Genomic DNA, 15,822 nt, shown 5'->3' with positions numbered 1-15,822 from the left:
CGAGGACGACATCATCCGCATCGAGGACGATTACCGCCGCGAGTAGGGCGGGGTCTCGCCGCGAATCACGCGAGCCGAGCTGGGGGCGATGCTCGGCAAGCCGCTGGCCTGCCTCCCGACTTTGACGGAGAACACGACCAAAACATCGGCCAGAAGCGAAGTCGTGACTTCCCGCATTGACACTTGAAATGGGGGAATAGCGTGAGTGTTTACTCAGGGTTATCGAGCACTCGGACGCGGAGATTTTGTTGGCAATATCAATCGCCTGTTTCACGCGCGGGGCGAGAAGGTGATTTTCCCAATCAAATGTGCACTGTGGGGATTCGGATTCGACTGCATCCAGCACTATCCCCGCGCGCAGCTCATTAGTACGCGATGACCGGACTTGGGGTAGCTACGGCTTGTCTGATCTTCCTACCAGGCCTTTTGGTTTTGCTGGCTTGGATCGATTTCAAGCGCAGAACAATACCCAACGCGCTGAATGCGACGATCGCCCTAATTGGGGCGTTTCGGGCAGCTGCCCTGGGCGGATTGCCTACCGTCGTCGAAACAGTTCTCCAGGCAATGATCGTCGCTGCTGCCGTCTGGCTCCTACGCTGGCTCTATTTCGTCATCCGAAGGCAGCAGGGCCTGGGACTAGGCGACGTGAAGCTACTGACTGCGTCGACTTTTTGGGTTGGTATGGTCGGCATCCCTCTCCAGTTGTTGTCCGCCTCACTATCGGCGCTCGCGGTAGTCGCCACCCTACATGCGGCTGGCTACTCCGTCACACGGAAGAGCGCGGTCCCGTTTGGACCATTTCTGGCTTTTGGGCTGCTCGTCACCCTTGCTGCGCAGGAAAGTCGATGGCTCGTTTGATTCGTATACATCCGGGCACCCGCAGGGGATTCTCCCAGCCCTGGGCGTTTGAACCATCAAGCTTAGAACGTCGTCAGTTTCGGGAATAGAGCTGAAGGTCGATCGTGCACCCGCCACTGGAGCAGTGGAGTGCTTGCTGCATGGCGCTTTGGTCCTCCTCAGTGGCGCCGATGCGCAGCTGCCGTTCTCGGTCACAACATCGACCATTCGGTCAGCGTATCCGTCAGCACTGTTGGCTACTCAACGGCTCGTATAACAATCGCACTCCGATGATGACATCCTACCTGACACTCTTCAGGCAGCTTACAGATCGGCAGTCAAACCACAGCTGATCCTGAACCCAGGCAGGGGGTCCATACCGGCGGCTGCTTCCTCAAAGTCACCAACGCTTCCCTTATACTCGATCGAGAACATGAACCCATTGACGGACCAGACTGTTGCATCCAACGTCCCCAGGCCGTTCATCTCGATGCTTACCGTAGCCAAAGCCACCTCTCTCTTGTTGGGGAATGCGATACTCCCGTCGAAGCTCGGTCGTCCGTTTGACATCCTGTAGAAGTCCACCTCAACGCCGTTTGGCAGCCGTTGGACCTTGTTGATAGTCTGAACCTGACGATCCCACAAATATCGAATTCGATCATCCAGCCGCGCTCGCACACAATCGAGAACCTGCTTCTCAAGCCACGATAGGCGCGAATCGGCCCCAGATAGCCAGGCGAGAGGAGCTCTGATTACCTGCATGAGCAATCGCCCCCGCCGCTTCCCAACTCAGCGGTCCCCACGCCTATGCCCTTGTAGACCTTGGAATGCGATCCCACTGCAGCTTGAAGACGGTCGGCATCGGGTTCCGAGCCTTCCAATCTGCTAGAAATCGAGACATTTCCTCATTCGGACGTCCTGCAAAGTTTCGGTGCCACCGCGGCCCGTCGCACCTCGCGTCCAAGCGAAGCATTAGCGTACGAGACGATGATCCGTCGGGAACCCTCGATAATTCTTGTCCTGAAACTGAAACATGCCACGTCTCCGATTTAGCGAGCGCCTCAGGCCGTGCAGGGAAATCCCGGGCTGACGGCATTCGATATCGACGCATATGACAACGATCTGCCGCGCCTGCGCGAACTAACCGGGGAGCTCATTGCGTCGCTGATGGACGGCACGAAGCTGATACAGAGCGTCCGGGGCATCGTATCAGAACGTCGGCCGGACCTCACTCACACGGCGATCGAGGTACGTCGGCAGGCCGGCCTGCTTTCAACCGCGTGCCTCGGCGACGGCTTGGGCTATGCGGTGAACCGATTTGACCCTGCGAACCTGCTCCCCCAAGCGATCTGCGTCCTCCTGATCCATCGACGACTCTTTGATCGACTTGATCACGAGGGCCTTGCCTCCTCAAGGGTTAGGACCCGCGAATTGAACAACTGTAGCCGCACAACCAAAAGAATCGATAGGGTCAGCCACCCCAGCACCAGAACCAGGACATAAGAGAATATGGGAGTGCCGAGAGTTCGTGGCCCGGCGATTCCAATAGGTACCACCTCCTCGATCTCCGATAGCTCCGACGTGCCGACTTCGGACTCCCGCCGTCACCAACTTTCGGCGATAGCTCCTGCAATCATTCAGACCAATTCTAGCGGCTCACCCTAACGTTGTTGATAAAGCCACACAACCGTTGAAGGTATAATGCGACTTCTATCTTATGTCCCCCGTAAATCTACGGGGAAGCAGGCGAGGGGCATGGGATGTCGTCAGCGATCGGAGCGGCGGGACAAAGAGCGATCGAGCACTCTACAATCCAATATTTCGTATCCTCTTGGATTAGAAATACCGATTCTGGCTGTACTTTTGGCTTGAAGGTTCTTGCTCCAATTTTCCAGATGCTTCTTGGGGCGGCGCGTCATTTTCGTTGCCTGGGACGAGCCTGTTTCATTCTCGCGTGCGCCACAACCGCAGCCGATGCAAACCCGCAATTGGGATATCCGATCGTCGTCAACAATATCCCTCTGACTACCCAGTACGTCACCGAGCCAGCTGCCGCTTGTCAGCTCGCAGCTTTGTACCCGCAATATATCATCATCGGCTTTTATGATTATGACGTTCATTTGCCGTTGAAATTCAACGGCGTCGAAGTTCGCCCGAACGGCAGCCTTATATGCTACGTTGCCGACGCCACCCGAGTGGCGTACGAGATCAACATCACATCGCCCGACTGCGTCTCCGGCTACGCACTGCAGAGAGGAGTGTGCACAAAGGATCCGAGCCGCGGCCCCCCGAACAGCCACGCCCCCGCGCCGCAGAACAACCCCGATCCGTGCACAACTGATCCGAGCGTTGGCAATCCGATCTCACTCTCGGGATCTTCGAAGTCTGAGGATGCCGTCGACTTCGTGTCGGGAGGAGCGCGCCCGCTCGGGCTTGTACGCCACTATCGAAGCCGCGGAACGCCGGGACAACGGCTAGGCACGGCACGGTGGCACTTCGACTTCGAGTACGAGATACTCGTTGGCAACACCGTTGCCGTGTTCTCGCCAGACGGCGTCGAATACGATTTCAACCAGCCGACGCCGGGGGTCTACGCGAGCGCCTACAGCGACTCGAAAGTATCGCTGACGAGCTTCGACAATGGCGGCACGAAGCTCTTCTCGTTCAAGGACGAGAATGATCGAACGGTCATTTTCATACAGAGCGGGAATACCTATTGGCCCAAATCGATCACGGAAAGGAACGGCGTCAGCAAGGACATCATCGCCAACACAGCCGTGCATCCCACGCGAATCGACTCCATAGGATTCGCCGATTCGAGGCATATCGATTTTCGCTACGAGACGAACGCCTCGGGAACCCCTCTCCATGTCTCGACCGCAACATTTTACACCTATGCGCAGAGCACAGGCCCCACTGAATACTTCAAGATCGACTACGGATATACGAACGGCAACCTGACGACTGTCACGAGGTCGGAAAAGAACAACGGAGTATGGCAGCAGCTCGATGTGACGACGTATCACTACGAGAACACGACCTTTCCGGACCTTCTCACCGGAGTGACTGACGCCCGAGGCGTACGTTACGCAACTTGGACATACGATCCGGATGGGCGACCGATCTCCAGCTCGCACGCGGGTGGCGCGGACCTGACCACGGTTGTTTATGACGATGCTGCCGTGACCCGTACGGTCACCAATGCTCTTGGAAAGCAGGCTACCTACTCGTTTGCAAAGCGAGAGGGAACGATGAAGTCAGCAGGAGTGGCCGGCCAGGCGACCACCAATTGCCCCGCTTCGGCCCGATCCGTCAGCTACAATACGCTTGGGCAGGTCAGTCAGGTCGCCGATGACGAGGGACGCGTCACAGCCTATACGAGGGATTCTTACGGACGCCCGACCTCGATCGTACGCGGAAGCGGCACCGCAGCGGCGACTACCACGAGTTTCGTGTACGACAACACCTTTAATGTGGTCGCGCAACAGGTCGAACCTGGCCTGACCACGACATACACCTGGAGCGCGGCCGGTCAGCTGTCGCAAGTGACCCAGACCGACACGACGTCGCAGACGGCGCCGTATTCGACCAATGGACAGACGCGGACCTGGACGTTCAACTATACCGGGACGCTGCTGTCGAGCGTTGACGGCCCCCTCCCCGGCCCAGGCGATACGGTCTCTTTCTCGTACGATGCCAACGGCTATCCTGCCTCCTACACAAACGAGATCGGACAGGTCACGATCATCAACTCGGTCAATTACCGCGGACAGCCGACGCTCGTCACCGATCCCAACGGCGTCACCACCAGCCTTACCTACGACGCGCTCGGCCGACTACTGACTGTCACCGTCGACCCATCGGGATTGGCCGCGACGATGTCGCTGACATACAATGCAGTTGGCGATGTCACCAGAGTGACGCGCGCGAACGGCGCCTATCTGTCTTATACCTATGATGATGCGCGGCGGGTGGTTCAGATCCAGGATAATACTGGCGCATCCATCTCACTGACGCGCGATGCGATGGGCAACGTCACAGCGCGGCAGATCAAGGGATCTGACGGAACCATCCAGTTGGCGCAGACGGCCGTATTCGACGAACTCGGCCGACTGTTGAAGTTCATCGGGGCTTCAAAGCAGACTTGGGTTCACGGCTACGACAAGACCAATAATCGCGTCTCGATCACCGACCCGCGCTCGAATGTCTTCGGCTGGTCATTCGATTCGCTGAACAGGTTGATCAATTCGAAAGACGAGGAGGGCAACAGCGAGACGGTCACCCTCGATGGCAGAGATGAAGTAACCAGCTATAGCGATCCCCGCTCTCTCAACACCACTTTCGTGCGGAACGGCTTCGGCGACGTAATCCAGCGAACGAGCCCCGATACGGGCACGACCACCTATGTCTACGATGCCGCCGGCCGACCGACGCAAATGACTGACGGGCGTGGCGTCGTTACCAATCTGACCTATGACGCGGCAGGGCGCGTGTTGAGCAAGCAATATCCGGCTGCTCCGGGGGAGAACGTCACATTTTCCTGGGATGGGACATCTGGCGGAAACAAGGGCGTTGGGCGCCTGACACGGATCGACGACGCCTCCGGGAGCATCGAGTGGACCTTCAATTCGCTGGGACAGGCCATTCAGGAGAAGAAGACAACAGCCGGGATCGTCTACCTCGTTGGCTATGCCTATGATCTCGACGGCAATCTGACCCGCATCACCTATCCATCCGGCCGGATCGTCAACTATTACCGCGGTGCAACGGGGCTCGTGAACACCGTGACGCAGCAGCCGGGCGCCGCAACTGCCGAAATGCTGCTCGCTAAGTGGGTGACTTACCAACCCTTCGGTCCATTGCAGTCGCTCTCGTACGGCAATGACCTAATCCTGTGGAAGACATTCACGCAGGACTACAATTTGAGCACCTTCGTGGTCGAGCAGGGATCGAATTCGGTCATCAACCGTGCCTATACCTACTGGTACGATGATTTCGACATCACCAATGTCTGGGACAACAATGTCGCCGGTCGGACCGACAACTATGTCTTCACTCCGGGTCATCGGCTGCAGAATGTCTACGGGGACTGGGGGACGCAGACCTATTGGCAGGACCCGGTCGGCAATCGGACCGGCGACGTCTTTACAAATGGCACAACCACCACGACAAGAGTTTTAGGCTATCCGTACAACAGCAATCTCTACGTCGGCACCACTGAGGGCACGAATACGCTGCGGAGCGTCACGAATGACGGAGTCGGCAATATCGTCACTGATGTCAGGGGCACTACGACCTACAACTACCGCTATAATAATCGTAATCGGCTCGATCAGCTCACAATCGGCACGACGGTGACCGCGAGCTACGTCTATGACGGGCTCGAGCGGATGGCCGTTCGGACCACCCAAAATATGACGCCATCGACTACGACCCACTATATCTATGACAGCTCTGGGCGGCTATTGGCCGAGGCAGGCGCGAACGGCACGACGCAGCGGGAATACGTCTGGCTGGATGATACACCCCTTGCGCTTTTTGCCGATCTGGACACGGCAACGCCTAAACAATGGTACGTGCATCCTGATCATCTCGATCGCCCGAGCAAGATGACCGACGCAAACCAGACCGTGGTTTGGGACGCATGGTACTGGCCTTACGGTGAGGTCCGCTCGATCACCGGAACCGCAAGCAACAACCTGCGATATCCGGGTCAGTATTTTCTCGTCGAGTCAGGGCTTCACTACAACTGGCATCGGCATTACGATGCATCGATTGGGAGATACACGCAGGCAGATCCGCTTGGGCTCGTCGCAGGGCCGAGCCTCTATGTTTACGCTGGCGGGAATCCTGTCTCTTTTACAGATCCGACGGGAGAATTCGCGTGGGGCCTCGCTTTTGCCGCAGCAGATATTGGACTTCAGCTCTACGAGAACGGCGGAAACTGGCGGTGCATTAACCTCGGAGAGGTTGGACTCAGCCTCGTCGGGGGGGGCCTCGCTGGCGCCTTGGAGAAGGGAGCGTTCCGATTTAAGGATTTTGGGAGTCATACTTGGAACGCGACACGCAAATGGATGAACAGGGAAGGCATTCAGCTGCTCGGGGAAGGGCAGGTAAGACATCATTGGCTATTGGAGCGGAACCAAGGCATAGGACGGATGGTACCGGATTGGATTAAGAACCAGCCCTGGAACACCAATCCCATCTCCGCGTCCCTCAATTCGACGCTCGCGCAGTATCCCGAGCTGGCTTGGGTGGCTGGCCCCGGATGGTCTAAGAGCCTAACGATCGGCGCAATTTTAGCGGGCACTTCACCCCGGGGAGGCGGATGTGACTGCAGATAGTGGGCCACGTACCTTGCTGTTCTTTGATGAGAGAAGAGAAACGATCCTGCCATATAGCAGCGATGCGTTCAAAGTCTCGACGGGTCCGAGAGAACGGGTCCTTGAGCGCTATCTCGGGGTAACTGTTTTGGATCGTGACGGGACAATCTGGCGGATTGATGAGATTCGCTTCGAGCATCTTTGGGGTGAAAGCCGTTGGCGAAGAATATTCAGCTTTTTGAATGGTGGGACCAGGAAGATATCGGTAACTCTGCGCCAGGCGCCTGAAGTTCGCTTTAGTGAGATGCGGCAGCGCGCCGTCAACTATATAACAAAACGTCCCGCACTCGTTGAGCAGTACTTTGACAAGACGGATCCTGAACAGGCTGTAAGTCAAGCGGCCCGGTCGTCAACGGCGTCAGAGCTCTTTGACGCCCTGGGAGCACCGGCGCCGTTAGACTGCCTCGACGCGCTCATTGCTGGGTCCTGATTCCTCGAAAAAACCAGCATGACTTCACCACTACATTGCAGTGATACGGCGGTTAACTGATGGACCGGCTCATACCAATGATGTTGATACTTGTCGGCGACCGAATCGATGGCTAATGACGGAAAAGGTTAGGCATGCGCTGAGACGGGTCGTTCAATTGAGAATCGTCCCAGCGCTTGAGCAGCGAGGATTCCGGACGATCCCGCTTACGGGCAGTGATGCGCGGAGCCGGGAGATTCGTTCCGCATTCCCATTTGGGAGACTGCGGCGCGAAGGCATTCAAGGATTTCAGATCGTCGAAATCCAGCTCGACAAGTGCGGCCGCCCCGCGTTTCGCCTCAACCTTGGCATCGTCCCTCGAGAGGGGATTGTCCATGCGTCAGGGCGCATTCCTGCAGAGGACGTATGGGTCCAGTATCTCGAACAATACTTCCAGGTGTATCGTCGCCCATTCTTCAGGCGCTGGTTCGATGCGCGGGGGTGGCTGGGTTCGGCGCCAACAGAGGCGGATATCGAAGCGACCGTCGATGAGGCCGTTACCTTGATGCCCGAAATCGAGGAGGTGTTCGTCAGTGGAACTTGTGGTCCACACGTAAGATGCGTGGGAGGCTAGCCGCGACCATCGTCCAATGCCTGCATCAACGCGCCGTCCAGCGAGCCGAGCACCTTTGGCAATGCCGCAGGATCTAATCAGGACGGATCAGTGTGAGATCGCCTAGAGATCTACACAAAGCACGCGGCAGAGCGAACGCCGTCAAAGCATCGGACGGCGAGGTTGTGCAATCCGAGACGATGGCTGGCGAACCAACAGTGGGTTACTCGATACCGGCAAAGTTGAACTAGACGCACGCGTAAAGGTCGAGACGGCCGTCGGCAACACGACGAGACTCGTCGCCAGCTCCCCCGTTGCGCGTCTTTGGTCTTGAGCATTGCAGCGAAAAGGCCGAGCAAATCCGTAGAGCGTCAAGGATGGTCGGTGTTGAGCGACGTCCGTAGACGCTTCGCCTCGTACGTGTCGAGCAGCGCCATCGATCTAATGTCCCTGACAACGCCCGGGAACTTCCAGCCGAGATTTATGGCGATCGCAGATCATGGGATTTAGCCGACCCCATCCATCCGCGCAAACGCGGCGCTGATCCGCCGCTTCCATGAGGCCAAGCTCGCGGATGCGCCGGAGGTCGTGGTCTGGGGCACCGGCACGCCGCGGCGCGAGTTCCTCTATGTCGACGACATGGCGGATGCCTGCGTGCACCTGATGAAGACCTATTCCGACACCGCGCTGGTCAACATCGGCACTGGCAAGGATATCACCATTGCCGACTTCGCCCGCGTGGTTGCCGCCGTAGTAGGCTTCAAGGGCAGCATCAGCTTTGACCGGTCACGGCCGGATGGCACACCACGCAAGCTTCTCGACGTCTCCCGCCTGACGGAGCTTGGCTGGCGCGCGACGACTTCCCTGGAAGTGGGAGTCGGACTCGCCTATCAGGCATTTCTGCGCGAAGCGGCGACGCAGTCGTTAGTCATTATTGGCAAGGGCGAGACCACCAAAGGCCATTCGGCGCTGGATCTCGTTGAAGCTGCCGTAAGCCTCGATCTCAGCAACGATGTCAAGGCCCCAATGGTGCCGCGAATAATCCGGATTCTGGACCCTGATGAAGTGCTCGGCTGCCATGAGAGCCTCACACTCCTCCGTCCGACGGTTGTTGTTGATAGCGGCGAGCCCCCCCGTTCTGCGACAAGACGCGGCGCACTTCACGAGAAAGCGTGGCCTATCAGTGAAGTGCCTGCGCCACCGTGGCTAGCTAGCCTCCCGGTTGCCAGCCGCATCTCTCGATCGCCGGTGCGGATCAAACATTTGCTGCGGCAGCAATACGTAGCACCTTGCCACCGCGCGGACTGAGCCGCCCCATGTTTCCGTGACATTGCCGGCCTCGTCTTCGTCGCTCCAACGTAAGCGTAGCTCTGCGGCCCTACTGACTGGCGCTTGACGCCTATTTGGTCCGCGGGGGTACGGCGCCGCGGCGTCCCGCTTTCGCACAAGGCGTTGACAGCTGCATCGAGCGTCTTCCGGTCGATAGTCGACGTCCTCGCCAAGCTCGCGGCCAGGAAGGTGTTCCACAGACACTACGTCTCGGACAGAGCGCTGGCCGCGAGCTTACGTCATCTTCCAGCTGAGAAGGAAATAGGGATGTACCGGATTGTCCGTCATTCGAATAACAGCTCGATATCGAGAAACCTGGCCTGACTTTGCGACTTCGATACAGATCATGAAGGCGCGACCGCGCAAGGATGACGTTGGCTCTTCGTTTGCGCCGATCGGAAATGGAGGCGGGCGATCTGAGGCCACCCCTTGCTTACTGATCATCTCGGGCATCGCCGCCAGAGCTTCAGGTGTGGCACGTCTTGGGTCAACGAACTGGCTTCCGGAATACACGGTCACGGCAGGTTCGATCCGCTGGAAGAGAGCAGACGTCATGTCCATTACGAGAAGAAGCTCGTCGACGCTCTGAAACGGACCGTTGCGCGGCCGGTGGGGACTATTCGCCGCGCGATAGTCGAACTCCTTGGCGCCATTGAGATGCTTCAATTCGCTCGCGGTTCGCCAGTCCACGATCTTGTCTGCAAGCCCACTTGCCGCATCGGCGTTTAGCCCCACCGACCGCAGCAAACTGGCAAGCAAGGCAGGGTCGGCCTGGTTGATGTCGATCTTGCCGAGCTCGTCCTGGATCACGATCCGGATCTCGGCTTCGCCAAAGTGGAGCAGGTGAACCTCGCCTACACCTGGACGCAAGAGGCGATCAGATTTTTGATCAAACAATCCCGACACGGCGTAGTCCAGCGCCCCGTCTGCAGTCTCGCTCAGAATCGCAAGTTCACAATCGTTGCGGGCGAGGCGGTACGACACCTCGCTGCCCCAGAGCAGCGACAGTGACAACGTTGTCAATAATCCTAGGATCCACAGGACCGCTATGACTGGCATTTCTGATCTCTGGGACTGCCATGGTCCGAAGATCGCTTGGCGGACGACGGTTTCGAGAAGACATGTAAGAGACCTAGCTCGTATGAGAGCACCGAGAAGCTGAGCCAAGCAGGAACGAACAATTCGCGCTCCTCCTCTACGAGCGGCTGTCTGCGGATTGGCCCTTGATCTTTCGTCTGTGCAAACAAGGCTATTCTACTCCGGCTCGAGGGGCCGCAGCGCGGCCTGTATTCTTCAATTCTTGGGGTAGAGCTGCAATTCGATCGCGCGGCCCGCCTGCTCGATCCGAACACCTGACGCGTCGATCGATGTCACCCGCCAGCCCTGAAACGTCTCGTTTTCGTTGATCCAGGAGCCTGCGCCCGCGCCAACCTTGCTGAGCAGATAGGCCTTGCTCTTGCCGCCGTTGATCATGACACCGCCGACCAGGAGGCCCGGGTCAGTGGCCACCGGGGGCGGAGCGGCCACCGGCATCGGCGGTGGCGGCGCGGGTGGGGGCGGCACGAACGGCTCGCGCGACTTCTGGAACACCGGATGGGCCAGGATCTCGGCATATGTCTGCAGCGGCTGCCGTCCAGCCACGCTCGCCATGGTCCGGGGCACCGGCGCTTCCCAAGCTGCGCGGCGAGCGCCGGGCGCTTCGCCGCCTCCGACCGACGTCGCGAGCCAGGCGCCGAGCACTAGATCAAGACCCGCCAGGAGCGCCAGAACTCCGGCAAGCGGCGTCACCCGCCATCGCACGAGGCTCCTCATTGCACCGCACCGTAGATATCGAGCTGCGCCTGAAGCACTGGCTCCTCGGCCGTTCCCGGGCGCACCGCAGGCGCGCTCTTCAGCACCGCATTGGCAATGAACAAATATGGCCTTGCGCTCTCGACCGCGTGGACCGCGCGCATGACGGCGGGCAACGGCCCGGACAGATCGATCCGCGCGCCGCTGTACTTGATCTGATCGACGGTCCGGCCCGGCAGCGATTGAATCGCGCGGGACTGGGCGCCGGCATTGCCCATGATCGTCTTCAGCTTCGTCTGCAGGTCGGCGGCGATCACGTTCTCATTCGCACCCGTCAGAAACTCCCCGTTCTGGAGCTGCGACTCGGTTTCGGAGGCAAGGCCCTCGATGGCCGATGCCTGGGCTGCGATCGCGCTCAACCGTGCCAGCAGCGCCTGCTGTTGCCGGATCCGCGCCTCCCGCTCGGCGAACATCGCCGCGATCGGCGCCACGAAGCCCCAGAACAACAGCGCAAGAAGCGCGAGGTTGACGACGATGAAAAGGCCGCGGCGTCCGAGCGCGTCCCTGCGCTTCGTCCATTCGCTCATGGCGCCACCTCCTTGATGGCATCGGGCACACGAATCCTGGCCTGTAATGAAAAGCGTTCCCGGTTCTCGATCGGATCCATCGCGACCGGCGACGTCAGGGCAGCGTCCACGAACAGTCTCGATCCACCGAGCGTGTTGATCAGGCTCGGCGCCGCGGCCGAGAATCCGGTCATCGTGACCGTTGCGCTCCGCGGGTTCGCTCCCTCCACGAGCCGCAATTCGGTCAGCCAGGAATGCTTCGGCAGAATGCGCGAGGCTTCATCCCAGACGTCGATCAATCCCGGCACTTCGCTGCGCTGCAGACGAAGGCGCGACAGCGCCGTCCGCCGCTCCCGCAATTGATCCACCAGGACGCGAACGCGCTCGGCGCCCTTGCGGGCCACAACGATCTCGGCATCGAGCCGGTCCAGCGTGGACTGTTGCCGGGCAAAGGTCAGGACCGCGATGCCGGACCCTAGAAGCACGGCGAGCGCGCCGAGCCCTGCGATCGCAACGGTGGAGGTCTTGCGGGCAGCCGCAGGACGCGCCAGTCGGATCGACGGCGAGGTTTGATCGTCGCCGAACACGACAAAGTCGATGTGCGCGACGGCAAGCCCGAGCTGATCTGCGGCCTGCTGCACGTGATGGCGCCGCGTCACCCATTGCCGAACCGCGATCCGACCGTCAGGCGATGTGGCGGTCAAGTGGTCGCAATAGATGTCCTCCGCCTTGAACGGCGTCCGGCGCAACAGGTCCTGCGGCACGATCGTATCGATCGCGCCCTTCGCCTCGGGTGGAAGCATGAGCTCGCGGCGGAAAACACTCTCTTCCGGCAGACGCAAGCCCAGATCCACGTCGCGCCGATCCAGACCATGACGCTGCAGGATGGATGCGATCGCCGCCGTCACCTCACCTGCATGGGTCGTTTCACCAGCCTGCACTCCTGATCGGGGATCGTTCAACTGAAGCCGGATCCCCGTGTCGTCGCGATCGACCAGAAGTCTCGGCCGGCCGGCCGGCGCCAGCGCGGCCACGAACCGTTGCGGCAGCAGATCGACCGCTTCCCTGCACCACCAGGCGGCCGCCGATTGCGCCCAGTCGCGCGGACGCGCCGTACGAACCGTGGCCAGCAACGCGCCTCTATCCTTGCTCTCATGCATCGCCCGTCCCGCCGCCCTATCCCATGCGCGTCGCGCGCAGAACTTCGTCGATCGTGGTCTCGCCGCGCCAGACCTTCCGGACTCCGGTCTCGTACATGCTCTGCATGCCCTGCTCGCGGGCGGCGCGCTCGATCGCAGTGTCCGACGCCTTCGCCAGGATCAGACTCTGACATGCCTCGTCGATGACCAGCATCTCCGCGATGGTCGAACGTCCGGAGAAGCCGGCATTGCCGCAATCGGAGCAGCCTTGCGGCTGGCGAATGTCTGGCTGCCCCAACGCACGGAGTCCGGTCACGGACCGCTCGAAGCTCTCCGCCCAATAGCTCGCTTGCGGATGACCATGCGAACAACGGGAACAGAGCCTGCGTACCAGACGCTGCGCAATCACGCCCTTCAGCGTCGAGGCCAGCAGATAGTTCTCGACGCCGATGTCGATCAGCCGCGTGATCGCAGACGCCGCATCGTTGGTGTGGAGCGTCGAGAGCACGAGGTGACCGGTCAGCGAGGCCTGAATGGCGATGCGCGCCGTCTCGAGATCGCGGATTTCACCGATCATGATGATATCCGGATCCTGCCGGAGCATCGAGCGCAGCGCGTGAGGAAACGTCAGCCCGATCTCCGACTGGACCTGCACCTGATTGATCCCCGGCATCTGATATTCGATCGGGTCCTCCACGGAGAAGATCTTGCGCTCGGTGCTGTTGAGCGTCTTCAGCGCCGTATACAGCGTCGTGGTCTTGCCACTGCCGGTCGGTCCGGTGACCAGGATGATGCCATTGGGCTGCCGCAGCAGCGCCTGCAGCGTCGCGATGTGCTCGTCGGAGAAGCCGAGCTCGACAAAATCGAGGCTGACGCGATTGCGGTCGAGCACGCGCAGCACGACGCTTTCGCCGAAGGCTGTGGGGATCGTGGAGACGCGGAAGTCGATGTCGATGCCACGGACCGCGATCTTGATGCGCCCGTCCTGCGGCAGGCGCCGCTCCGCAATGTCGAGCTTCGACATGATCTTCACGCGGGACGTGATCGCGGCACGCAGGTCCGCCGCGAGCACCTGGACCGAGCGCAAGGCGCCGTCGATGCGATAGCGGACGAGCACCTGGTCCACATTGGGCTCGATATGGATGTCCGACGCCCTCGCCTCGACGGCACTGGTGATGATCTGGTTGACGAGGCGGATGATCGGCGCCTCGCTCGCAAGATCGCGCAGCCGCTGCACGTCGGCTTCGTTGGCCTCGGCGCCGCCGGTGGCGCGGGTCTCGTCGCTGCGCGACATGGCGGGATAGAGCCCCGCGCAGGCCTTGTCGAAATCCGCGGCCGTAAACAGCCGCATGTCGACCGAAAGGCCCGTGAGGAATGCAAGGGCCCGGATCGGATCGTGGTTGAACGGATCGGTCACGCCGACGGCAAGCCGGCCATCGCTGCAGCCGAGCGGCAGCACATGATTGTGACGCACGAACTCCGCTTCGACCAGTTCGGGCAACACGGGGTCGATCGGAATCTGATCCGGACGCACCAGATCGAGTGCCAGGAATTTCGCCAACGCCGCGACCAGACCGGCCTCCGACACCAGACCGAGCTTGGTCAGCACGGTGTCGAGCCTGTCTCCGGTGGTTTGCGCCGCGCGTCCGGCACGGTCGAGGCTCATACGATCGACGATGCCTTCGGCCCGCAGGAAGTCGCCGAAGCCCTGCAACAGCGCTGTCCTGCCCACGTCTTGCATGGACCGGTGCAGCTGCGCGCGCGGCTCCTCGATGTCTGCGGCGAAGGCGTCGGCCTGCTGCATCGCTGGCGCTGCGCGTCCGGTCATCGCGTCCCCCAGCTCAGCACCCAATAGGGCTGCTGCGGATTCTCCGTCAGGCGCACCGCGACCTCGCCTTCGACCACGCGCGAAGCCTGGGAAAACTCGGTCCGGATCGTGAAGGCGCGCCCACGCAGCACCGTCATCGGATTGCCTTCGGCAAGGCCAGACCTGGCACCGTCGCGCGCGGCCAACGTCGCTTCGGCACTCTGCGCGGTCATGCCGGGCAGCGCGCGCAGCACCTCGCGCGGCGCCAATTGCGGATCGACGAACTGCCGTCCCGAATGGACCGTGAGCGCCGGCGCGATCCGCGCAAAGATCGCCGGAGTCATGTCCATCACCAGGAGCAGCTCATCGACGCTCTGGAACGGACCGTTGCGGGGATGATAGGCGGCGTTGCGCGACGCGTAGTCCCGGTCCTTGGCGCCGTTCAGATGCTTCAGAGACGTTGCGGTTCGCCAGTCCACGATCTTGTCGGTCAGGTCAGCGGCGGCCCGCGCATCCAGCCCTGCTGATAGCAGCAGGCTGTTCAGCATTGCCTCATCGGTCTGGTTGAGGTCGACCCGTCCGAGCTCGTCCTGAATCCTGATGCCGATCCGCGTCCCGTTGAAATCGAGGGCGTAGAGACGGCCGTCGGCGCGCCAGCGGTGGTCCGCGCGGGCATCGAGCAGACCGTCGACGGCGGCGTTCACGCCGGCCTCGACGAGCGCACCGAGAGCGGCCTGATCGACGCCGTTACGGGCAAGGCCATAGGACACGCTGCTCGACCATGACAGCGACAGTGCAATCGCCGTCAGTAGCGCGAGCCCCCAGAGAACCGACAGCACCGGCATGTGGCCCCCCCTATCGCCCGCGACAACGCATCGTGAGCGCGTCGTAGACGCAGGCCACATCGGCCTGCACCCGCGGCGCGATCACGAGCTCCGGCCAGTGACG

General features: G+C 60.6%; 11 protein-coding genes and 1 pseudogene. 4 read left to right on the top strand and 8 right to left on the bottom strand.

Going from position 1 to position 15,822, the window contains the following annotated elements:
* A partial coding sequence (locus tag QW863_RS35740) for a hypothetical protein (protein ID WP_315770059.1) occupies positions 1-346 on the bottom strand: 346 nt, incomplete at its 3' end.
* Between the two features lie 29 nt (positions 347-375).
* Here QW863_RS35740 and QW863_RS35735 point away from each other — a divergent pair.
* The 3 genes from QW863_RS35735 (at position 376) to QW863_RS35725 (ending at position 7,650) form a co-directional block, all read left to right on the top strand.
* Entirely contained in the window at positions 376-858 is a 483-nt protein-coding gene (locus QW863_RS35735) for an A24 family peptidase (RefSeq protein ID WP_315770057.1), read from the top strand.
* A 1,739-nt stretch (positions 859-2,597) separates the two neighbouring features.
* Positions 2,598-7,181 (top strand): RHS repeat-associated core domain-containing protein, encoded by a 4,584-nt coding sequence (locus tag QW863_RS35730; RefSeq protein WP_315770055.1) that lies wholly within the window; start codon positions 2,598-2,600, stop codon positions 7,179-7,181.
* The gene (locus tag QW863_RS35725; RefSeq protein ID WP_315716353.1) at positions 7,168-7,650 is read left to right on the top strand and encodes a hypothetical protein; all 483 of its coding nucleotides are present in this window, start codon (positions 7,168-7,170) and stop codon (positions 7,648-7,650) included. The genes QW863_RS35730 and QW863_RS35725 overlap by 14 nt, the downstream gene beginning before the upstream one ends.
* A 112-nt stretch (positions 7,651-7,762) precedes the next feature.
* Here QW863_RS35725 and QW863_RS35720 read toward each other — a convergent pair whose 3' ends face one another.
* Positions 7,763-8,026 (bottom strand): hypothetical protein, encoded by a 264-nt coding sequence (locus QW863_RS35720; protein WP_315716354.1) that lies wholly within the window; start codon positions 8,024-8,026, stop codon positions 7,763-7,765.
* Positions 8,027-8,776: 750 nt separating this feature from the next.
* Here QW863_RS35720 and QW863_RS35715 point away from each other — a divergent pair.
* Positions 8,777-9,151 (top strand): annotated as a pseudogene (locus tag QW863_RS35715) (NAD-dependent epimerase/dehydratase family protein); the annotation flags it as partial.
* Between the two features lie 654 nt (positions 9,152-9,805).
* Here the strand turns inward: QW863_RS35715 and QW863_RS35710 are convergent.
* From QW863_RS35710 to QW863_RS35685, 6 genes are all read right to left on the bottom strand, one after another.
* Positions 9,806-10,585, bottom strand: coding sequence for a type II secretion system protein GspK (locus QW863_RS35710; protein WP_315770054.1), 780 nt, complete (start codon positions 10,583-10,585; stop codon positions 9,806-9,808).
* Positions 10,586-10,864: 279 nt separating this feature from the next.
* Positions 10,865-11,359: a hypothetical protein gene (locus QW863_RS35705; protein WP_315770053.1), complete on the bottom strand. Its 495-nt coding sequence runs from the start codon at positions 11,357-11,359 to the stop codon at positions 10,865-10,867.
* 20 nt (positions 11,360-11,379) lie between these two features.
* A complete protein-coding gene (gene gspM / locus QW863_RS35700) occupies positions 11,380-11,949 on the bottom strand; it encodes a type II secretion system protein GspM (RefSeq protein ID WP_315770052.1) in 570 nt (189 codons plus the stop codon).
* The gene (locus tag QW863_RS35695) at positions 11,946-13,061 is read right to left on the bottom strand and encodes a PilN domain-containing protein (protein WP_315770050.1); all 1,116 of its coding nucleotides are present in this window, start codon (positions 13,059-13,061) and stop codon (positions 11,946-11,948) included. Before QW863_RS35695 ends, gspM begins: the two co-directional genes overlap by 4 nt.
* Before the next feature lie 43 nt (positions 13,062-13,104).
* On the bottom strand, positions 13,105-14,895 hold the full coding sequence (locus QW863_RS35690; RefSeq protein WP_409978011.1) for a GspE/PulE family protein: 1,791 nt from the start codon (positions 14,893-14,895) through the stop codon (positions 13,105-13,107).
* Entirely contained in the window at positions 14,892-15,719 is an 828-nt protein-coding gene (locus tag QW863_RS35685; protein ID WP_315770048.1) for a type II secretion system protein GspK, read from the bottom strand. Before QW863_RS35685 ends, QW863_RS35690 begins: the two co-directional genes overlap by 4 nt.
* Between the last annotated feature and the right edge of the window lie 103 nt (positions 15,720-15,822).

Origin of the sequence: Bradyrhizobium sp. SZCCHNR1017 (assembly GCF_032381375.1) — a bacterium.
In the GTDB taxonomy this organism is placed as follows: Bacteria; Pseudomonadota; Alphaproteobacteria; order Rhizobiales; family Xanthobacteraceae; genus Bradyrhizobium.
Note: the sequence above shows the minus strand (reverse complement) of the source record. Positions and strands in the feature narration are given on the sequence as shown.

Bases quoted from the DNA above. Each gene is read 5' to 3' on its own strand.
- QW863_RS35685 (WP_315770048.1), bottom strand. From the start codon at position 15,719: ATGCCGGTGCTGTCGGTTCTCTGGGGGCTCGCGCTACTGACGGCGATT.
- QW863_RS35730 (WP_315770055.1), top strand. From the start codon at position 2,598: ATGTCGTCAGCGATCGGAGCGGCGGGACAAAGAGCGATCGAGCACTCT.
- QW863_RS35720 (WP_315716354.1), bottom strand. From the start codon at position 8,026: ATGGACAATCCCCTCTCGAGGGACGATGCCAAGGTTGAGGCGAAACGC.
- gspM (WP_315770052.1), bottom strand. From the start codon at position 11,949: ATGAGCGAATGGACGAAGCGCAGGGACGCGCTCGGACGCCGCGGCCTT.
- QW863_RS35690 (WP_409978011.1), bottom strand. From the start codon at position 14,895: ATGACCGGACGCGCAGCGCCAGCGATGCAGCAGGCCGACGCCTTCGCC.
- QW863_RS35735 (WP_315770057.1), top strand. From the start codon at position 376: ATGACCGGACTTGGGGTAGCTACGGCTTGTCTGATCTTCCTACCAGGC.